General features: G+C 47.3%; 15 protein-coding genes. 14 read left to right on the top strand and 1 reads right to left on the bottom strand.

Annotated elements, in window-relative coordinates; translation table 11 throughout:
- The first annotated feature begins 35 nt into the window (after positions 1–35).
- From AC27IB_RS00300 to AC27IB_RS00245, 12 genes are all read left to right on the top strand, one after another.
- Complete coding sequence (locus tag AC27IB_RS00300; RefSeq protein WP_487118090.1) at positions 36–1133, top strand: LicD family protein; 1098 nt, start codon at positions 36–38, stop codon at positions 1131–1133.
- The gene (locus AC27IB_RS00295; RefSeq protein ID WP_487118088.1) at positions 1130–3418 is read left to right on the top strand and encodes an HAD family hydrolase; all 2289 of its coding nucleotides are present in this window, start codon (positions 1130–1132) and stop codon (positions 3416–3418) included. Before AC27IB_RS00300 ends, AC27IB_RS00295 begins: the two co-directional genes overlap by 4 nt.
- Before the next feature lie 35 nt (positions 3419–3453).
- Entirely contained in the window at positions 3454–7020 is a 3567-nt protein-coding gene (locus tag AC27IB_RS00290) for a 6-hydroxymethylpterin diphosphokinase MptE-like protein (RefSeq protein ID WP_487118086.1), read from the top strand.
- Positions 7013–8242 (top strand): glycosyltransferase, encoded by a 1230-nt coding sequence (locus AC27IB_RS00285; protein ID WP_487118084.1) that lies wholly within the window; start codon positions 7013–7015, stop codon positions 8240–8242. Before AC27IB_RS00290 ends, AC27IB_RS00285 begins: the two co-directional genes overlap by 8 nt.
- A gap of 45 nt (positions 8243–8287) precedes the next feature.
- Positions 8288–9877, top strand: a complete 1590-nt coding sequence (locus AC27IB_RS00280; RefSeq protein WP_487118082.1) for a glycosyltransferase — start codon at positions 8288–8290, stop codon at positions 9875–9877.
- 137 nt (positions 9878–10014) lie between these two features.
- Positions 10015–10407, top strand: a complete 393-nt coding sequence (locus AC27IB_RS00275) for a nucleoside-diphosphate sugar epimerase/dehydratase (RefSeq protein WP_487118080.1) — start codon at positions 10015–10017, stop codon at positions 10405–10407.
- Entirely contained in the window at positions 10397–11944 is a 1548-nt protein-coding gene (locus tag AC27IB_RS00270; protein WP_487118078.1) for a hypothetical protein, read from the top strand. The genes AC27IB_RS00275 and AC27IB_RS00270 overlap by 11 nt, the downstream gene beginning before the upstream one ends.
- On the top strand, positions 11945–12922 hold the full coding sequence (locus AC27IB_RS00265; RefSeq protein ID WP_487118076.1) for an NAD-dependent epimerase/dehydratase family protein: 978 nt from the start codon (positions 11945–11947) through the stop codon (positions 12920–12922).
- Complete coding sequence (locus tag AC27IB_RS00260) at positions 12922–14067, top strand: DegT/DnrJ/EryC1/StrS family aminotransferase (protein ID WP_487118074.1); 1146 nt, start codon at positions 12922–12924, stop codon at positions 14065–14067. The genes AC27IB_RS00265 and AC27IB_RS00260 overlap by 1 nt, the downstream gene beginning before the upstream one ends.
- A 2-nt stretch (positions 14068–14069) precedes the next feature.
- Positions 14070–15959: an asparagine synthase (glutamine-hydrolyzing) gene (gene asnB, locus AC27IB_RS00255; protein ID WP_487118072.1), complete on the top strand. Its 1890-nt coding sequence runs from the start codon at positions 14070–14072 to the stop codon at positions 15957–15959.
- A gap of 29 nt (positions 15960–15988) precedes the next feature.
- On the top strand, positions 15989–16717 hold the full coding sequence (locus AC27IB_RS00250; RefSeq protein WP_487118070.1) for a polysaccharide deacetylase WbmS family protein: 729 nt from the start codon (positions 15989–15991) through the stop codon (positions 16715–16717).
- Complete coding sequence (locus tag AC27IB_RS00245; protein WP_487118068.1) at positions 16675–17601, top strand: UDP-3-O-(3-hydroxymyristoyl)glucosamine N-acyltransferase; 927 nt, start codon at positions 16675–16677, stop codon at positions 17599–17601. Before AC27IB_RS00250 ends, AC27IB_RS00245 begins: the two co-directional genes overlap by 43 nt.
- A gap of 29 nt (positions 17602–17630) precedes the next feature.
- Here AC27IB_RS00245 and AC27IB_RS00240 read toward each other — a convergent pair whose 3' ends face one another.
- A complete protein-coding gene (locus AC27IB_RS00240) occupies positions 17631–18134 on the bottom strand; it encodes an acyltransferase (protein ID WP_487118066.1) in 504 nt (167 codons plus the stop codon).
- 325 nt (positions 18135–18459) lie between these two features.
- Between AC27IB_RS00240 and AC27IB_RS00235 the strand changes: the two genes are divergently transcribed.
- Together AC27IB_RS00235 and AC27IB_RS00230 are read left to right on the top strand one after the other, a co-directional pair.
- Entirely contained in the window at positions 18460–19491 is a 1032-nt protein-coding gene (locus tag AC27IB_RS00235) for a class I SAM-dependent methyltransferase (RefSeq protein WP_487118064.1), read from the top strand.
- Between the two features lie 296 nt (positions 19492–19787).
- On the top strand, positions 19788–20792 hold the full coding sequence (locus AC27IB_RS00230; RefSeq protein WP_487118062.1) for a class I SAM-dependent methyltransferase: 1005 nt from the start codon (positions 19788–19790) through the stop codon (positions 20790–20792).
- Positions 20793–20797: the final 5 nt, after the last annotated feature.

Raw genomic sequence — 20797 nt, 5'->3', positions numbered from 1 at the left:
AATGTACATAAACGCGCGGCAACCGACAGATAAATATGCATTATTCACTCAATAAAATTTATTCAGAATTCGCCAATGTGCACCAGATATGCCGGGAAGCGCTTATGGTGTCGGACGAAGCCAGTATTGAAGCCATCCTGATAGGTGGTTCGCTGCTGGGGATGGTGCGCGATCAGGATTTTTTACCCTGGGATAAAGACATCGACTTTGGTGTTTATCAGCATCAGATTGCAGCCGTTTGGGAGCTTGAACCGGTGCTTAGGGCGGCAGGTTTTGAGTGTCGCAAGCACTATGTTGGGGCCCGTGACAGTCAGGCATTACAACAAGGTCTGGCAGTTTTACATGGCATTACGCAGAGCCTGGAACAGCAGAACATCGACTATGTGCTGACCACCGGCACGTTACTTTCACTTTACCGTGACGGGCAGTTGAATCCTGAAATTGATACCTTATCGGTGTTGATCCCGCCGATGAGCGCGACCGAACTGGTTAGCTTGGGCGCGGCGTTGGGAGAGGTGGACAGCTGGTATGTCAGCAGTACAGCGGGGCAGGGGAAAGGCCTGACCATTGAGAAATCCGGCTGGCGGCTGAATTTGTTTAATTTTGCTTTCGCTGAAGGGCTGGGACTGTGGCGCGATCTGAATTGCGAACACTGGCTGGATGCAAACCTGTTGGCGGCACCCGATGTGCTGCAGGTGGGTCAGCTGCAGTTTCGGATACCGGCGCAAACCGAAGCTTTCCTGACAGCCCGGTATGGCAAGCACTGGGCATCCCCGGCCCCAAAACAATTCAGTCAGGGCCGACTTCCGGCCTTTTTGCAGGCCTACAAAGACGGCGTGATGGTGGATTATATTATTCATTATCAGGTGGACGATAAAACCTACTGGTTTGAGCCAAACGCTAACGTCATCAGCACTGCCGGTTTTTTGCCAACTGAAATCAGACCCACAAGTGCCGGGCCTCTGCGTTTTCCCGTACAGCCGGAAATTTTTCTGCAGGAACATTATGGTGACTGGCGAACACCGGTTAAAAGCTGGAATGGCGCGGTGGATAATCCCACGTTAGTGCCTAATGCCGAGACCATGACACGGCTGCTGGCCTATTTTGAGCACCGGGATGATATTTGCCAATGAGTCAGTTGATCCAAGCTATCGAACAGGCTATACGCAACCACGACATGCAACTGGTGTCTTTTGATCTGTTCGACACGCTGGTGTTCCGCAAGGTCGCCAGACCAACGAGAATTTTCGCTGAAGCTTATGCTTCGGTGGCCAATCGGCTTAACGCAAAAATGGCACCGGTTGAGTATGAAGAATTGCGGCACTATGCCGAACGTGAGCTAAAAAATAAAACCGCAAACCGGGAAGTGAGTCTGGAGCAAATCATTGGCCATCTGCCGGTGGATACGCACAGCGCAAGTTTGCTTCGGGAGGCGGAGCTCGCCACTGAAGCGCGCTATGGTTTTCTCGACGAAACACTTAAAGCGCTGATTTTAAAACTGCAAAATACGCCCGGGATAAAAGTGATATTTATCTCTGATATGTATTTATCGGCCGGGCAAATCCGTGAATGCTTCTTTCATAATGCGCCGGCTTTAGCTGAGATCCCGCTTTATGTATCTTCAGAGCATGGCGTAAACAAAGCCTCAGGCGGGTTATTCAAGCGGGTCGCCGAGCTGGAACAGCAGCCCTTCGAATCCTGGCTACATGTAGGGGATAATCCGGTAGCTGATATAAAAAATGCCGGGCTGTTCGGGATCCAGACTGTTCGTGTGGGGCCAGCGCTTGATGATAAACGTATCTTCAATGCGGAAAGTAAGCTCTATTCAGCCCATTGCCCGTTTAATGCCATTCGCCATCTCGCCACCACTCACAAACCGGCAAACCTGATGCCGGATGCTTTTGAGCTATCGGCGTTCACCTGGGGTCCGGCATTGCTGAGTTTTTGCGATTGGGTGATCAACAAAGCCATTGCCAGTGAGGCCCAGCACGTTTTGTGTTTGATGCGAGAAGGTGAAGTCTTTGCGCCCTTAATAGAAAAGCGCATGCGTCAACGCGGCCTGTCGGATTTGCAGGTGGTAAAGTTGTTTGTATCACGCAAGTCAACTTTCTGGCCGTCGGTGGATATTGAGGAACAAAACTGGTTTAGTGGTTTGATTGAAATCTTTATCAAACGCCGGGGATACACCATTGCTAATTTTTATGCCGATTTCATGTTGGAACCGGATGATATTTTGCAGCAATTTTCGGCCCTGGAATTTAAGAATTCCGATAGCGTTTATCATCACGGCAGTAATATTCTCAGCTTGCTTTACCAGCAGGCTGAGAAATCCAAACAGGCCGTTAAGCAGCGTATAGAAGCTGAAAAACAGCGCTTTGCCGGTTACTTTGAAAGCCAGGTTGACGGTCCTTTATCGCAGTGCATAACCGTGGATTTGGGCAATGGCGGGACTATCCAGAGTCATCTGGAACTGGCCCTTGGTGAGCGCGCTAAAGGGAATTTGCTGTTTTATTCCACTAACCGTATTTATCAGCGACTGGGTACTCTTTATGAGAGCTTTATTGGCGCCCACAACGATAAGTTTAACCTCAGACGCATGCTCTGGCGGTCGCCCGAATGCATCGAGAGTTTTCTGCTTGGCGACGTAGGCACCACGCTTGGTTACGACCAGCAAGGCCAGCCAGTTCTGGGTCAATCTACGCCTGAAAATACCCATGTCGTTGCCAGTTTTTACTCCGGTATCGAGGCCTTTTTTGATTGTTTCAACCGCTATGAATTTGCATCTGTCAGTGCTGATGAGGCGGTAGCCATACTGGCTCGCTATGTACGCCTGCCCACTTATAATGAGAGTATTGTCTATACTCAGCTTTATCATCAGGACAATTTTGGGGCAGATAAAACCTATCCGGTGATCTCTGACTCGCAAATTGCCGAAGTGGAACGATTGGGCACCGCGCAGGTGATAGACAGCTTGCATGAGCATGAGCAATGGCAGATTGGCCGCTTACACTGGCCGCAGGCCATTTGCAGTCTTATTGATAAGCATTTTCTGTATCGCCGGGAAGGCCTGCTGTTAAATGATAATTATCTCAATATCCTCAATTTAATTGAGCTAATTGAAGAGCGGGGCTGGCAGCAGTTCACGTTGTACGGAGCCGGGATTTTCTTTGAGCAGTTCAATGAACTGACGGCCTCAAACGGATTTGTTATCGAGCGCCTGATTGATCGCAAAGCGGATGTGAATGGCCCCTATCAACTTAAAGGGGTCGGGGTTGAAAGTCTGGCTCAGGCACTTGAGAAGGGGAGCCGCAACATTGTTGTTACCTCTTATGCATTCAAGCAAGAGATTGTGAGAAATATTACTTCCGTAGCCAAAGAGTTAGGGATAGAGCACCAAGTTCAGATTATAAGTGTCTGATTTTTGAATTACTTTGTTTGCCGGAATAAATAAACATGTTAAAGAATATTAAGCTACATTTGGATTCGGATGAAGACAAGCAGCTTTTATTAGACGGTGAGTTAGCGAGGCATATCTCCAAAACACATAGAAAAAATGTTTATGCTTTCGCCCAAAGCATGCCGTCGATGATGGACATCGTGACGACCGAAGACAAAGGATATGTGTCGGTCTTTAGTAATAAACACGGTGATATCAACCTGGTCGATTTGGGTACGGGTCGCACGCTGTATGGGCTGGAGCCTAAGAAGGAAGTGGCGCAGCACCTTGAACAGTTTTGTCAGCATCCATTGTTCGTGGATTTCTCTGCGGCAGAGCCGGAGACGGGGTCGTCTGACGCCGCAACCACCGCTCAGCCACAAACCTTATCAGCGCTGCCTGTTTATCAACAAAAAGCCTCGGCAACGCCGTTACCTGCCAGCGTCGATGTGATGGTGGTGCTCGGCGTCGGAATTGGCTGGCATATTGAATCCTTGCTGAATGATTACGACATAAAACACCTGGTTATTTACGAACCTGAAGAAGCGTACTTTAAAAACTCAGTAACCCTTTGCGACTGGTCACACATATTCAACCTGGCCAGTCAAAAAGGCACCGGCATTTACATTCAGTTTGGTATGGACAGCCGCAATCTGGTGGAGGATATGGAAGAGCTCCGGCAGGCGGTAGCGGTAGACGGATTCTACTTGTACCGGCACTACAATCATCCGGTTTTTCGTTCCGTGGAAGCCAGTATACGCGATCGCTGCTGGTCTCAGCTAAAGCAAAACGGTCTGCACATCAATACCGAAGAAAAAGCGAATGAGTATTTGCCAGCCTGGAGTTTACCCGCCGATATATTCAGCTATCAGTCGGTGACGCCGGAAAACGCCCTGTACCAGTCTAATATGGCGGCCTTTAAAGCATACTTTCCTGATATTTATGAAGAATTTAACGCTTACCAACCGGGCACCTGGCTACCGGTGGCTGAGACCAATAATGAGCAGGCCGTTAATATTGCTAAACGGGACGACCTGACCACCTGGTATGGTCAGCACGCAAGAGAAGAATGTCGCGCAAGTTTTCAGGGGTTTTGTGAAGCGCCGGCTAAAGATGGTGTGGTGCTGGGTTATCACGGGACAAAGTTAAAACACTATCACCATTACCAATTGGTGCAGGAAACCGAAGAGCTGCTCAAGGCTGAAGAGTCGAAACTGCGTCTGCCAGAGGAAGTTAAATCACTGATCATGTTTGGCCTGGGGGCCGGTTATCAGCTTGAGACCCTGTGTGAAAATCACACGATCGGCAATTTATTTATTTGTGAGCCAAACCGTGACTTTTTCTACAGCTCGTTGTTTGCAATTGACTGGCACGCGATCTTAACCAAGATTGATAAAGATGGTGGTCGTCTGTATCTGAATATTGGTGATGATGGCAGCAACCTGTTCCGCGATCTGTTGAACCGATTTTATTCCATTGGTCCTTACATCCTGGCCAACACCTTTTTCTATCAGACTTATTACAATTCAGTGCTGAACTCGGCGGTAGCCCAACTGCGTGAACAGTTACAAACCGTTATTGCCATGGGTGAGTACTTTGATCACGCCTATTACGGGATCAATCAAACCCACAGTGTTATTAAAAGTCAGCAGTCGTTTCTTAAAGGTAAGCCCGCCAACTATTTGTCTCAGCAATCCAGGGATGTGCCGGTATTTCTGATTGGCAATGGCCCGTCGCTGGACGATGCGATTGAGTTTATAAAAGAGTGGCAGGATAAAGCGATACTGATCTCCTGCGGCACGTCATTGCAGTCGCTGAACCGTTATGGCATTACCCCGGATTTTCATTCTGAAATCGAGCAAAACCGTTCGAGTTTTGACTGGGCGGCCTCCGTGGCCGACTATGACTACCTTAAACAAATTGATTTGCTCTCCTGTAACGGGATCCACCCGGATACGGTAGCACTTTACCGTAACAGTTATTTGGCGTTCAAAGACGGCGAGTCTTCAACCACGTCAACCCTGGAAGTGTTGAATCGCAGCGAGTTTGAGTCGTTGAAGTTCGCCTTTCCCACGGTGTCGAACTTTTCGCTCAATCTGATCCTAAGCCTTGGATTTAGTCAGGTGTATTTGTTTGGGGTTGATTTGGGCTTTAAAGAGCAGAAAAAGCATCATTCCTCATCCTCGGGTTATTACGATGGCGACGGCGAAGAGTTTTATGATTACGCGGATAAAAACAACACCTCGATTATGGTGGAAGGTAACTTCTCGCCACGGGTGTTTACCAAGTATGAGTTTAAAGTGGCCAAGGTCATGCTCGAGCAGTCACTGGCGCAGCACAAAGTGGATTGCTACAACACGGCTGACGGCGCAAAAATAAGCGGAACTAACAGCTTACAAGCAGAAAATATACTGATTACCACTACCGCTAAAGAAAAGCAGCAAGCCCTTGGTGAGGTCAAAAATCAAGCGTTTTCGCCAATTGACTATGCTGATTTCAAGCACAAACTGGATAGCAAATACAGTGACGATACCCTCAGGCACGAACTTGAGGTGTTTCGCTCTTATATTCAAAAGCCATTTACCACGCCGGCTGAGGTTGAGTTTCTCATTGAACAGCAGAAGGTGTTGTTGTTTGCCTCTTACAAGCATGGCAAGAGCCTGTTGTTCTACTACCTTTATGGCACGGTTAACTTTATTAACGCGCTCTTTACCCGTTTGCTGAATATTGCCGGCGGTGAAGAAAAAGTACTTGAAGTGTGCGAAGAAGCCAGACAGCACTGGCTATCGACCTTTGACGATATGCTCTTTGCCATTACTACCGATAAAGGTGCTTTTGACTGTACCCACTCACTGGCCGATCGGGGATTCAAGGATTATGCGCGCCATCAGATCAAACACACCAAGGTCCATTTGCTCACTGACAGCAATGACTTTGCCGGCGTGATGCAGCGGATTTGTGAATCAGAGTTTGAGGCACTGAATGTGGATGTGTGTTTGGATCCGGAACAAGAGCCAGTAAAGCGTGTCATTTTCGATGCCCCGGTGTTGGTTTATATCCGTTCAACGGATTTTGACTGGCAGGCATTTTTCCAGGAGTATCAGTTTGAAAAGGGCGTATTAGTGATAACGCCACATATGGATAACGATGCCTTACTCGCTGCAGCAGCAGGGAAAGCTTGTGTGTTGTTTTCTCCCGGCAATATTTTCGGCGGTGCAAACTTTATCCAAAGCCAGCATCATGCCAGGGTATGGGTATTTCTTGATTACCTGCACCAGCTGCAAGCCTTTGACTACGTATTTCATAAATACGAATTGAAAGAGAATACGGCGTTGCCGGTAGAAGAGGCATTCGTGAAGCGTTTTATAAACTCAGACAGCTTTGTTTTTGATAACGTGAGAACCGTAGGCCTGGCTAACCGCCTATTGGATTCGTCAGAACGTATCCTGAATTTAGGCGTTCGCGCGCGATTGACCCGACATTATAAATATCCCGAGTTTTTGGTTAAAGGGTTTCTGACTGAAGCGAAATGGCAAGCCTGGCAACAAATGTTTTTAACTTATAACGAGCAAACGGATGACTGACCATCGTCCTGGCAAACTGCGAATTTGTCTGCTCAGCAAAGCCGACCGCTATGGTGGTGGTGCCAGTAAGATTGCCGAACAGTTGTCTCACAAATTGACGACGGCAGGCCATTGTGTCGTGCATTTATCCCGCAGCTCACGCCAGGGCTTTAACCAGATTAACCGGCCGTTGTATGGCCGGTTTGAAAAGCTGATCAAGAAGATCCACTGGCATGTACGCACCCTTGGTTTTCCGGAGCTCCTGCCAATGGAGTTGCCCCGGTTGCTACTCAAAAAAGAGTTTCGTGATACCGATGTATTTCATTTTCATGATATCTCCGGATCAATTTCACCGTTCACGCTATTGATACTCAGCTATTTTAAACCGGTTATCTGGACTGCTCATGATTGCTCGGTAATTACGGCGGGATGCATTCATCCGCTGGGCTGTGAACGGTTTAACAGCCAGTGCGGCCCGTGCCCACAAATTGGTACCTGGCCATTGCAGAGTAAATTTGATTTCACGCGGTTTTTATACCATGTGAAGTTGTATGTATTGCGCCATGCCAGTCACCTCACACTGGTTTCCCCCTCTGAATGGTTAAAGAAGATGATCAACCAAAAAGTGGCAATAGAAGTGCGCGTCATTTCCAATGGTATTGATCAAAGCGTGTTTCATCCTATCTCGCAAAGTGTTGTCAGAGCTTCCCTGGGTATTCCGGAACAGGCGTTTGTAATCGCCATCACGGCGAATAGTTCTCGTAATGTTTTCAAAGGGTTCTATAATAATTTATCAGTATTAAAAGCTCTTAGAAAACGCAATGTCCGGTTCACTTTGTTGGTTATTGGTCGCATCGATGATACCGCACAGCAGCATCTTGAGGCCTTTACTTACCTCAGCACCGGGTTTGTTGATGATGCCAGTCGTATGAACGAATACCTCAATGCCGCCGACATATTGTTGTACTGTGCCGAAGCGGAAAACCAGCCCTTAGGTGTGATAGAAGCAACCAGTACCGGTTTACCTGTGTTTGGTTTTGATGTCGGTGGGGTCAGGGAATGTGTGCCAGAGAGTGACAGACACCGGTTTGTGAAACCTTCACAATCAGAAGCGCTGGTGGCACAAATAGAACAACATGCTGCGCAACCGGTTAAAACGGCTGTGGATTCGTTTTTTTCTCTGCAGCGGATGGTGGATGATTATGAAAAACTGTATTTCTCATTGGCCAGAAAAGCCCGTTAATCAGGGAAATAACTTCCCTGGTGATATTCATAACACCGGCAGACTATGAAAGCACTGACACCCGAACTATTCCAGCACACGCTCAGCGCACAGAAAAAGGTTTTTGCCTGGGGAGTGGCCGCAACCTTGCCCTATGTTATCCATCAGTACGGATTTCGGTTTGCCGGTATTATCGACGGCCAGCTACAAACAGGCAGCCCGCAAAGTCAGGGCCAGCGTTTTGGGCTGGATATCTATTCCCCTGGGGTGTTAAAACAGTACAGCAATAATGACGTCATTATTATTGTTGTTGCCGATATCCATCAGTTTGGTGAGGCGATTACCAGGCAAATTGAGGGCCTGGGAGACTATACGGTCTGTTACCTGAATAAGCCTGTTCAGCAGTTAACGTTATCAGCTACTATCCCCGACTTTACTTTTACAGCCGGTTCCCACGAAGGTCTGGAGTTTGCAGCGGAACGGGTGTGTTTGTGTATCCCGAGTTTGTCTTTCGGAGGCGCTGAACGGCAAATGTATCTGGTCGCCAAGGGCTTTTTGGCGCAGGGCTATGAGGTCCATCTGATCACCTGGACGTCCTCGCAACCGGCTGACTGGCTTAATGAGTTGACTGCCCTTGGCGTAATCCATCACGCCATTGATACCATTCGCGCTACGGTGGATGCAACGCCGGAGTTTTCGCCACAGCCGGTGGCTGGCGAAGTCGCCCGGCTGTTTATGGCCAAAGAATTTTTCTTACTGGAACGACTTTACCTTTTGCTTGGCCAGATTCGGCCAGCCAAATTACTCGCCTTTATGGACCAGACCAATATTTTTGCCGGATTGGCTGCCAGCTTTGTGAATGTGCCAAAAATTGTGTTGTCTGTTCGCAGTGCTAAGCCGGATATTTATCATACCCTGCCGGATTACCTGACGCTTTCTGATGTTGCTCAGTTGTACCAGAGAATACTGACAAACCCGAATGTTGCCCTGTATGCCAATGCCAGTGCGGCCGCCGAGTATTACCAGCAATGGCTATCGCTGAACGCGCCTTTACCGGTGGTCGATAATGCCTGCGAGCTTCACCCGGTAGGTCAGGATGAAAGGGTAAACCGTTTAATTGCCGACTATAAACAAGGGCCATTAATCTGTGCAGCCATGCGCCTTACCGAGGTGAAAAACCCTTTATTGTTTGTCGATATTATCAAAGGCATTACACAAGTCCTTCCAGAGACAAAAGCCATCCTGCTTGGCGATGGTGAAATGCGGGCGGAGGTTGAGCAACAGATCCGTCGGTTAGGGCTGACTGACCAGGTGATGCTGATGGGGAATGTGACCAATGTGCATGAGTATTTTCATCATGCTGATGTATTTATTCAAACCTCAGTAGTGGAAGGTTACCCTAATGCGCTGGTCGAGGCGATATTGTATGGCTGTCAGGCCGTGGCTACGGATGTGGGCGATACCCAACGGGTCATGTCAAAGTTTGGCTTTAAAGATCATGTGTTTAAATCACAAAATGCAGAACAGGCAGTGAAAATCGCGGTATCATTACTAAATCAATCCGCGTTGCTCGCCACGGCAAATGCGAGCCAATTACGCCGCATCCGCGATGAGATGCAGCCTGCCAGGGTTTGTGAGCGAATAGTAAATTTGTAACCCCAATGGTTAAGTTATCAGGGACGAGGCCGATATTTACTTATAAATACCAGTGTCAAAGCAGTGATTCTGGTGCGCTGTTGCAGGATTAAAGTGTCGCAGCCAGTAAGTAAGCCTGTTGAGTTAAGTAATCGATAATGAAAAACGTGATCATATTTGGTGCGGGTGCTGCCGGTGCCAGGGTCTATCAACATTACAAAAATAAATGCAATATTCTTGCGTTTATCGACAATGATCCCGGTAAACAAAATACCAGGTTGTTTGGTGTGGATGTGATTTCAGTTGATGCAGCCAAAGCCTTTGACGCTGAGGAAATTTACATTGCGTCTTCAAGTTATACTGCGATTAAAACACAATTAGAAAACGCGTTTGCCGGTTCCCAAACGCAATTTATTCAGGTGAAGGAAAAATTCATCGATCCAAAAGCGGGTTTCAGGGCAGGATGGTGGGTGTTTTTTGCATCCGTTCTGTTTGTTTACCTGCTGCTGTACTGGACTATTTTTGCAAGAGTAACTCAGCATGTGGGTTGAACTGGCAATACTCTGTGTCGTTTGGGCTGTATTCCGGTTGTTACCAGCCTGTTTAAAGCCTCCCGGTTTTGACAGTGATGCGCATTTTTATTTTTATCGCCAGTTAAAAACAACCGGACAAAGCCCGTTTGCGGGTGTACCAACTAATGTTGTTCACTCCAATGAGGCCAAGTTGCCGTTACTCTGGCACTGGTTACTGACGCTTGTTCCGTTTGAGCTGACGTACGCTTTCTGTAAATATATCAATGCCCTGATTGAGCTTGTATTTTGCCTGGCAGGCTATCTGTTGCTGTCTACTTTGATGACAGACAACTATGCATTCTGGGTTGTCATGCTCTATTTAACGACCCCGCTGTGGTTTTCCACCTTAGCCATCGGGCCTCGAATTGTCGGGTTCACACCCCGCTTGAGCTGTGAAATCTTACTCAGTACGTTTTTTCTTCTGGTTACGCTGGGAAATACAATACCGCTCTATGTGTCCTTATCACTGCTTACTCTGATTGCTTTTGTGACCATTTTGTCTTTTAAATTTGGTCTCCAGGCGATCGTTTTTATTTCTGGGTTGTATGCATTGATGACCTTCGATGTCACGCCGGTGGTGGTTATTATGATTGCCGCAGTCCTGGCAAACTGGGTATCCGGGGGCTATTTCTTCGACGCGTTTCGTAACCAGGTTGAACACCTTATTTGGTATTTCAATATGGTAAGAAGGGGGGAAGGGGCGATCAGCCAGCGAAATGCCATGCGTGCTTTTCCGGTATATGAAGCGAATCAATCAAAACGATTTATTGCCGGCGCAATGAACAGTCTTTTTGTCTCCAATTCCTACACCATTGTACTGCTGAAACTGCCGGTACTGATGGTGCTGATAGGTTTCTACATTGCTACACTGATGACTCCTGAAGCTGCCTTATTATCGACCGGTGCTTTTTTTGTGGTGCTCTCTGCAGCGTTCATTTTTTTACTGACCTCAACCCGGCTGTTTCTTTTCTTAGGTGAGGCAGAGCGTTATTTAAATTGTATTGCCTTACTTATCTGTGTAGAGCTCGTTAACTACTGTGTGGCCTATGGGCAAACCTACTTGCTTTATTTACTAACGGGTTACGGTGCGGCCATTTTTGTTCTTGAATACCTGCTGTACCCTAAACTGACCGGACAAAGTGTAATGGTCAAAGACGCTAAGGATGACCTGACCGTTTTAAACTGGTTAGCGAACCATCGCGGGTCACTGACGCTACTGCTCTATCCTTATCATGCCGCAACCGGACTGTGGCGGATCCTGGGGCGAACAGAGCATAAACTGGTGTTTTGTTTTAATTTGAATAAAGCGTTTGCGGAAAGGTTTGAGAGCCGTTATGCAGCGACCTATCCGTTTACGAATCTGCATAAGATCGATGAAATGGCCGACGACTTCGGTTTGAATTGCGTTGTCATTGATAAATCAAAACTACCCGGCAATGTGGATTTTAGCGCTCGTTGGCAACGTGTTGACGTGCAGTGCGAAAACTACTTAATCCTGGTCGAGCAAGGAATTTAAATGAATTTAACGAATAAGCGTTTCTTAGTAATCGGTGGAGCCGGTTTTATTGGCAGTCATGTGGTTGAAGAGCTTTTAAAGTCCGACGCTGCTGAAATTATCATTTACGACAACTTTACCCGTGGCAAGCGGGAATATATCGAAGCATTCCTCGAGGATCCCCGTTGTACCTTGTATCCCCATGGTGGCGACGTCAGGGAAGTGGATATATTAAATGATGCATTACAAGGCATTGATGGCGTATTTCATTTGGCCGCAATGTGGTTATTGCACTGTAAAGACTATCCCCGTACCGCTTTTGACGTCAATATTCAGGGGACGTTTAACGTGCTGGAAGTCTGCGTAAAGAATAACGTAAAACGGCTGGTGTACTCGTCATCGGCGTCGGTCTACGGCGATGCCGTTGAAGTTCCGATGACCGAAGAGCATCCTTTCAACAACCGTAATTTTTACGGCGCCACCAAAATTGCCGGTGAATCCATGTGCCGGGCTACCTATGACCGTTACGGTCTCGACTACGTGGGCCTGCGTTATATGAATGTGTATGGCCCACATCAGGACCAGACTGCGGCATACACCGGTGTAGTGCCTATTATGCTAAACAAAATCGACGCAAACGAAGCGCCGGTGATTAATGGTGACGGTTCCCAGGCTTATGATTTTATTTCGGTTCGGGATATCGCCAGAGCGAATATCCTGGCCATGGAAGCCGACGTTACCGACGAATTTTACAATGTGGGCACCGGCGTTCAGACCAGTATCAAAGAATTGTGCGATTTGATCCTCCGTCTCAAGCAGTCTGATTTAGAAGTACAGTACAAACCATACAGTAAAGAAGATGCCCGACGGATGGTTCAAAATCGCATTGGCTGTCCTAAAAAGGCGCAACAGGACCTTCAGTTTACTTATCAGGATTCACTGGAAAAGGGGCTGTTGGATTTGATTGCGTGGCGCGAATCTCATAAAGGCAAATACTAATGACCAAGCGAAATATCGCCATATCCTTACCGAGTACCGGTGAAGACGAGTGGTTAGCCACCAAAGAGTCGATTTTATCGGGCTGGCTGACTCAGGGCCCCAAAGTAGGCGAATTCGAGCAGCAGTTTGGCCAATATCATGGGGTCAAACAGGCTATTGCCACGACCAGTTGTACTACCTCACTGCATTTGATTTTAGCGGCGATGGGCATTGGGCCAGGTGATGAAGTGCTGGTGCCGGCGTTTACCTGGGTGGCTACGGCTAATGTGGTGATGTATTGCGGTGCGACACCGGTATTTGTGGATGTGGATCCGCGCACTAACAATATTGATATCAGTAAAATAGCCGAAAAAGTGACGACTGATACGAAAGCGATCATTGTGGTTCACCTGTTTGGTTTATGTGTTGATGTAGCGGCAGTCCGCCAACAATTGCCGCCACAGGTTAAGGTGATTGAAGATGCGGCATGTGCCGCTGGCGCAAAAATTAATGGCCAGTTTGCCGGAAGCCTCGGTGATGCGGCGGCTTTTTCCTTTCACCCTCGTAAAGTGATCACCACCGGTGAAGGCGGCATGATCACCACCAACGACGATGACCTGGCTGAGCTCATGATAAAACTGCGTAATCATGGCGCCGAAATATCTGAAGAGCAGCGCCATCATGGCCCGAAGCCTTACCTATTGCCGGATTTCAATATTCTCGGATTTAATTACCGAATGACCGATTTACAGGGCTCAGTAGGACTGGCGCAGCTGGCAAAGCTGGGGCAGTTTATTACAGAGCGTCAGCAGTGGGCACAATATTACTGTGATGCACTGAAGCATATCGACTGGCTGTTGCTGCCTGACGTGCCGGCCAATGTAAGTCATTCCTGGCAGGCGTTTGTCGTTTATGTCGATCCGCAAAAAGCGCCTATGGCCAGAAATGATATGATGGAGCAATTACAGGCTCAGGGGATCTCAACGCGTCCTGGCACGCATGCAGTACATATGCTTAATTACTATAAAGCGCAATTCCAGTTAACCGACGATGCCTATCCCGGTGCCAGGTTATGCAACGACAACACCATGGCTATTCCGTTGCACAACAAAATGAACGCTGATGACTACCAGTATGTGGTTAATGCGTTACAGACGATAGCCTGACCATGTGCGGCATTACGGGATTCATTAACCTTGACGGTCAGGCAGCAGCGCCAGATCAAATTCAGGCGATGACTGACGCATTAGTCCATCGTGGACCGGATGGTGAAGGACACTGGCTGGAACGAAACGTGGCGCTGGGTCACCGACGCCTGGCTATTATCGATCTGTCTCATTCGGCTCGTCAGCCCATGGTATCGGTAGAGCATCGCTATGTGCTCAGCTATAACGGTGAAGTTTACAATTATCGCGAACTGCGTAAAGAGCTGGAAGCGATGGGTTACTGGTTCAGTTCAGACTCTGATACCGAAGTGGTGCTATATGCGCTCATTGCCTGGGGTGAACAGGCTCTGTTGAAGTTTAACGGCATGTTCGCGCTGGCACTCTGGGACAGAAAAGAGCAGTCCTTGTTGATAGCGCGTGACCGCTACGGGATCAAACCCGTGTATTATGATTTTTCGCCTGCCCGTTTTATGTTCGCTTCGGAGCAAAAGGCCATTGTAAACACCGCAGGGTATCGTTCAGCACTCGACGCAGAAGCACTGTTTGAATATTTCACCTTTCAGAATATCTTTACTGACAAGACCTTTGAAAAAAGCATCAGAATATTGCCTGCTGGCCATTACCTGAAACTGAATCTGAAGGCGTCGGTTGTTAAACCGCAGATAACTCAGTATTGGGATTACTGCTTTCGTGAACCGGAAGGCCGTGTTGACGCCAGAGAGTATAAGGAAGAGTTAGACCGGTTAATTTGCCAGGCTGTACAGCGCCAGTTGGTCAGTGATGTAGAGCTGGGATCTTATTTGTCAGGCGGTATGGACTCCGGCTCATTAACCGCGCTGGCTTCTAATGAATTGCCTTATATCAAAACCTTTACCTGTGGTTTTGATTTGAGTTCTGCATCCGGTATTGAATTGGCCTTTGATGAGCGTGTTAAAGCAGAAGCCATGTCAGCTAAATTCAAAACTGAACACTATGAGATGGTGCTGAAAGCCGGCGACATGGAGCGCTGTCTGCCCAAATTTGCTTATCACCTGGAAGAACCGCGAGTAGGGCAGAGCTATCCGAATTACTATGCCGCTAAGCTGGCCAGTAAGTTTGTCAAAGTGGTGCTATCCGGGGCCGGAGGTGATGAACTGTTTGCCGGTTATCCCTGGCGTTATTATCGCGCGGCAGTGAATAAGAATTTCGAACATTATATCGACCAGTATTATGGCTTTTGGCAACGTCTGATGCCGGAGCCCATGCTCGAACAGGTATTTGCACCCATCTGGGATGATGTTAAACATATCTCAACCCGCGACATTTTTAGGGATGTGTTTAAGAATCACCAGAATGAGCTCAATAGCGCGGAAGATTACATTAATCACTCATTATATTTTGAGGCCAAAACCTTCCTGCACGGACTGTTCGTAGTAGAAGATAAACTGAGTATGGCGCATAGCCTGGAAACACGAGTGCCCTTTATGGACAATGACCTCGTCGACTTTGCCATGACATGCCCGGTCAGCCTCAAATTAAATAACCTTTCTGAAGTGGTAAGGGTTAACGAAAACGAAGTGAAAGAAAAAAGACAGCTCCACTTTCAGAAAACCAGTGACGGTAAACAAATTCTTCGGGATGTAATGTCACGTCACATACCTTCATCCATTACGTCATCAGTAAAGCAGGGGTTTAGTTCACCGGATGCCAGTTGGTTTAAAGGCGAAAGCATCGACTTTGTAAAACAAACGCTGCTCAATCCTGCAAACGGCATTTATCAGCAGTTAGATTACGCGAGCATCGAAACACTGCTGCACGAACATATCGACGGTAAAGAAAACCGTCGGCTACTGATTTGGTCATTACTCAATTTCAGTCAACTGGAAAATCAAGCGCTGTGCTTGACCGAATAAACCGGAGTGAGACAAGGCAGAAAACCAGCATGAACTTTAAAACGATTTCACAAATCGAGCCAGGCAACCCGGCGAGCTGGCACGACAGCGTTTTTATCACCCTTGATATTGACTGGTGTCATGATGATGTACTTGTCTACGCTATCGACCTGCTGGAACAAGCTGATGTTGCCGCGACCTGGTTTGTTACCCACGAAACGCCACTGCTGGAAAGGTTAAGAGATCACCCCAAGTTTGAGCTGGGGATTCATCCCAACTTTAACCGGCTATTAGCTGGATTAGCCCAACCGCAGGAGAATGCGGCCTCTGTAATGGATAATATCCTGAAGATCGTGCCGGATGCGAAGGCGGTCAGAAGCCATTCGATGACACAAAATTCGCAGCTTCTGCAGTTGTTTCAGCAACGCGGGCTGATTTTCGACTGTAACCATTTCATACCTCATCATGCAGGCTATCAACTTACGCCGTTTTCTCTCTGGAATGGCCTGATAAAAATTCCCTATTTTTGGGAGGATGATTTACATTGCATCGAGCAAATTGACTTCACACCGCAGCAATGGCTCCGGTCCGACAGTCTAAATGTCTTTGATTTTCATCCTATCCATCTTTTTCTTAATACCCACGACCTGGCGCTCTACGAAGAGACCAGAGACCTACACTATCAGCCTGATATTCTGGCTAGCCGGGCTAACAGGCAACAAAAAGGGGCAAGAGATTGGTTACTACAACTTATAAATCAGCCTATCCCGTCACAATAGATCCGGCTTTTCTGGCATCTCATTTACAACTCACCGTAACGGTGGATTTTTCATGCGATTCGCTGGGGTTGGTTAATGGCCAGAACAGTGAGGCGGTAATGACTTTTGTCGATCAGGCAAAATTTATCGCTGCACTTAATGCCAATCCTCACATTAAAGCTGCCTTCGTAACAGAAGCATTAGCGTCCCAGCTTAGAACGGATATTTGCGGCATCATTGTTGACGATCCCAGATGGTCCTTTTTCACGTTGCAAAATGTACTAACCAACTTAACACCCGCCATTAAGAGTGATATTGCGGCGAGTAGCGTTATTTCGCCTCATGCGGTTGTCGATGATTACGGTGTGGTGATTGAAGATGACGTGATTATAGAGCCGCTTGCCGTAGTGAGATCCGGCAGTCATATTCAGTCGGGCTCGGTGATCCGCTCCGGCGCCATCATTGGTGTGGATGGCTTTGAGCATAAACGCACTACCAAAGGCATTGTCAGCGTAAAACACGATGGGCAGGTGATTATAGGCAAAAATTGTGAGGTGGGTGCTAATTCTAATGTTGCGAAAGGTTTTGCTTATCGGCATACCATTCTGGGCGAAGACACTAAGCTGGATGGCCTGGTTCATATTGCCCATGGAGTGCAGTGTGGCAAGGCGTGTTTGTTTGCTGCCAATGCCATGATTGCTGGCTCAGTGACCCTGGGTAATGGTGTTTGGATTGGTCCTTCCGTGTCAGTTTCCAATGGCCTGACCATTGGCGATAACGCCGGTCTGACCATTGGCTCCGTGGTGACCCGGGATGTTGAACCGGGTAAGACAGTCACCGGTAACTTTGCTATCGAACACCGGCAGTTTCTGAAGAATCTGAAGCGTCAGATGAAAGATCAGTAAATAGCGGGTTGTGGAAACAGGCAAACGGCCTAAGGTTCTTTAGATAATCGGGTGCCCAGCCATTTCCCTGCTGCGGGGATGTCTTTGTTGACAAAGCTCATTGCACCAATAATCGCTTTATCGCCAACAGTTGTACCCATTTGAATAACACTGTTAGGACCCACATAGACACCGTTGCCTAATTGAGTAGGCTGACGTTGAATGTCGGCCTCACCGAGTGAAGTACTCCATTCCACTGTGTCATGAGTATATATTTGTACGCCCGCTGAAATCGACACATGATCACCAATCTCCAGCCCTCCTGAACCATCCAGAATGACATTAGGCCCAATCCAGGTGTTTTTGCCTACCTTTACGTCACCGATTATCAGCACGTTATTATAGCAGGACGTACCTTCACCAAAGCCATAAAACTGCGCGGTTTCCCAACGATCAGAAAGTAAGTCCTGGATGGAAACATGACGGTTGAATTTGTGCTTCATTTCTTGCCGAAGCGCTTTAAGCTCAGCCTGGAGTTGATGGTGTTGATTCATTAGTACGAACAGGTCTTAGTACAAACACTAACGTTAAGTTCTATCACACTTTCCGGTTGCTGTCAGGTTGATAAGTTGCGCCGGACGGTCTGCTTTCCATTTCAATGTAAAGCATCATCGCCGGGGATAGTCTATCCTGACCTTGATTCAAAATGGGCGGCGGGTATTCAAGGAATTGCGTGACTGGTCGATACGTTAGCAAATAAGGCGCATGAACCGGGTGATCCGCTCAATGTCATTATGGTGGGCATAAAGTATTAGCATCCTGTTTTATGAAAGCATAATACATCAACCGAATTAAGTTTCTCAGGCTGGGAGAGTTACATTGACTGCAAATATAGAAGAACTATTAACAGAAGAGTATCAGCGGGTCATTCAATACTGTGAAGAGAATGATGTCCCGGACTATATGAGCGTTATATCGAAAGAATATCTTGATGGGGGATGGAAATTCTACACCCGGTTATTTGATTCTATTCCACATGATTTCACCGATAAGGTGGTGGTAGATTTTGGCTGTAAATATGGTCATTTGTTGCCGTACCTTGTTGCCAAAGGCGCCAGTAAAGTAATTGGTCTGGACGCGGAGCCAGAGTATGTTGAAGTGGGTAAGTCGGTGTTTGAAAAAGTACTGCCGGACTGTCAATGCGAGCTCATACACGATGGGTTAATACCGCTACAGCCCAATTCTGTTGATATTATCTTTGTTAATGAAGTCATTTCACACATTAATCCGGCCTATCTCGACACGGTTTTCAGCGAGTGGGCGCGCGTACTGAAAATGGGCGGCATTGTCTTTATTTCTGATGGCAATAATGCGGCAAGCCAGTTATGTCTGAAAAAACTTCTCCCGCTTTATGAAGCTTGGGAGAACGGACCTGACGGCCGGAGTACCGACCGGGATTATGTAGCGAAAAGCTACCTGACCCGCCGGAAAGAAATCATTCGCGAATTGTTACCGGATTTAACCGAAGATAAAGTTCAGTATGTCGCGGTAAATACCAGTGGATTATTTGGTGACGCACTGAAAAAAATCATTCTGGATTACGGACAAACAGGAGAGTTGATAGAACGCCCTTATCGTTCTGGTACTTACCCCACCAACCCCACAGCGTCCGGCGTGGTGATGGAGAGAACATTCCATCCACTGGCTCTTGAAAAACATCTGTTTACTTACGGCATTTTTGCGAAACAGATTTTACCTGAACGACAAAAGCCGCAGGCAGGTGATAGTTGGGTGTCGAAGTTTGATTACTACATGGAAGAATATAACTATTACAAAAAAATGGTTGAGGAACCGGATCATGAGCGCGGAGCCGGAGAAGGCTTCAAAATGATTGGCCGAAAAGTGTGGTAAGCGATAGCGTAAAAGCGTGTAACGCGCTGTTTCCTGAGTAAACCGGCTTTACTTGAGAATCATTCTCCAAGGCAGAAATAGCTTATTCGCTGAGATCATCAATATTGATACTACTGAGCCGCCAGGCAACCGGCGGCTCACGGTTTTGCGCTAGCGGTTAAATGTAAAAGCGATTTATCCGCAACAGAGCCTGTCACCCCTCCGATAAAGTGATGATAATTAGCATCCAGGCGATGCGTGGTAGATTTTTGTTATACAATGAAAATTTAAGGCCCGCTTGTTAAGCTTTATCCGTTATGACCGATAAACCTTTAAAGACCTATTTTCAGTGTATGGTAATGAACAGCTCTCATTTATTTAGTAACCCAGTCCAGCATCTAAAATCCAATCTCGTTATTGTTGCTGATAATAGTGACCACGAGAATCAGTCGCAGAATAATGAGTCTTATAGCCTGCAGTGGAAAATGGTTGATGAGATGGAGCAAAAAAAGCAGTTCTGGGCCATGCAAAAGCTCTGGTATCTCGATTTATATGGGTTTCAAACAGAAGATAACCTGAAAGCCTTTTTACAGGACAAGAAGGTGATTCTGGATGCGGGTTGTGGAATGGGCTATAAAGCTGCCTGGTTTGCTGAGCTGGCGCCCCATGCCACCGTTATTGGGATGGACTTTTCTGAAAGCGTGTATATTGCCAGTGAGTATTTTCAGCACCAGGAGAATCTCTTATTTGTCAGGGGTGACATTGCCGATACCGCTCTGAAAGGCGAGGTAGTCGACTATGTCAGTTGCGATCAGGTACTGCAACACACAGAAGTACCGGAAAAGACGCTGGATGAATTTCATCGTATCCTTAACCCTGAAGGCAAACTGGCGGTCTATGTCTATCGCAAAAAAGCCTTACCCAGAGAGCTGCTGGACACCCATTTCAGGGAAAAAACCAAAGAACTCTCTTATGAAGAAAAGCTGGCATTTGCCGCACAGCTAACAGAGCTTGGCCGCAAGTTATCGGAACTGAATATTGAACTGGACTTCCCTGACATTCCGGTGCTCGACATCAAAGGCGGTAAGCAGGATCTGCAACGCTTTATCTACTGGAATTTCATTAAGTGTTACTGGAACCCGGAACTGGGCGAGGAAATCTCAAACTCCACCAATTTCGACTGGTATTCGCCTTCCAATGCTTATCGATACAGCAAACCTGAATTTATCGATATGCTGCGCAATGCCGGGTTTAAGCTCGAATTTCTCCATGAGGAAGAAGCTTGCTATTCCGGTGTGGCTAAGCTACTCACCGGGGCTTAGGGGTT

It is taken from the genome of Alteromonas sp. 4NH20-0104 (assembly GCF_057547795.1).
The sequence above is the reverse complement of the archived record's forward strand: the minus strand, read 5'-3'. Positions and strand labels throughout refer to the sequence as shown.

What these genes read in the sequence shown, in the direction of transcription:
- AC27IB_RS00300 (WP_487118090.1), top strand. Translation starts at nt 36, where the DNA reads ATGCATTATTCACTCAATAAAATTTATTCAGAATTCGCCAATGTGCAC.
- AC27IB_RS00295 (WP_487118088.1), top strand. Translation starts at nt 1,130, where the DNA reads ATGAGTCAGTTGATCCAAGCTATCGAACAGGCTATACGCAACCACGAC.
- AC27IB_RS00290 (WP_487118086.1), top strand. Translation starts at nt 3,454, where the DNA reads ATGTTAAAGAATATTAAGCTACATTTGGATTCGGATGAAGACAAGCAG.
- AC27IB_RS00285 (WP_487118084.1), top strand. Translation starts at nt 7,013, where the DNA reads ATGACTGACCATCGTCCTGGCAAACTGCGAATTTGTCTGCTCAGCAAA.
- AC27IB_RS00280 (WP_487118082.1), top strand. Translation starts at nt 8,288, where the DNA reads ATGAAAGCACTGACACCCGAACTATTCCAGCACACGCTCAGCGCACAG.
- AC27IB_RS00275 (WP_487118080.1), top strand. Translation starts at nt 10,015, where the DNA reads ATGAAAAACGTGATCATATTTGGTGCGGGTGCTGCCGGTGCCAGGGTC.
- AC27IB_RS00270 (WP_487118078.1), top strand. Translation starts at nt 10,397, where the DNA reads ATGTGGGTTGAACTGGCAATACTCTGTGTCGTTTGGGCTGTATTCCGG.
- AC27IB_RS00265 (WP_487118076.1), top strand. Translation starts at nt 11,945, where the DNA reads ATGAATTTAACGAATAAGCGTTTCTTAGTAATCGGTGGAGCCGGTTTT.
- AC27IB_RS00260 (WP_487118074.1), top strand. Translation starts at nt 12,922, where the DNA reads ATGACCAAGCGAAATATCGCCATATCCTTACCGAGTACCGGTGAAGAC.
- asnB (WP_487118072.1), top strand. Translation starts at nt 14,070, where the DNA reads ATGTGCGGCATTACGGGATTCATTAACCTTGACGGTCAGGCAGCAGCG.
- AC27IB_RS00250 (WP_487118070.1), top strand. Translation starts at nt 15,989, where the DNA reads ATGAACTTTAAAACGATTTCACAAATCGAGCCAGGCAACCCGGCGAGC.
- AC27IB_RS00240 (WP_487118066.1), bottom strand. Translation starts at nt 18,134, where the DNA reads ATGAATCAACACCATCAACTCCAGGCTGAGCTTAAAGCGCTTCGGCAA.
- AC27IB_RS00230 (WP_487118062.1), top strand. Translation starts at nt 19,788, where the DNA reads ATGACCGATAAACCTTTAAAGACCTATTTTCAGTGTATGGTAATGAAC.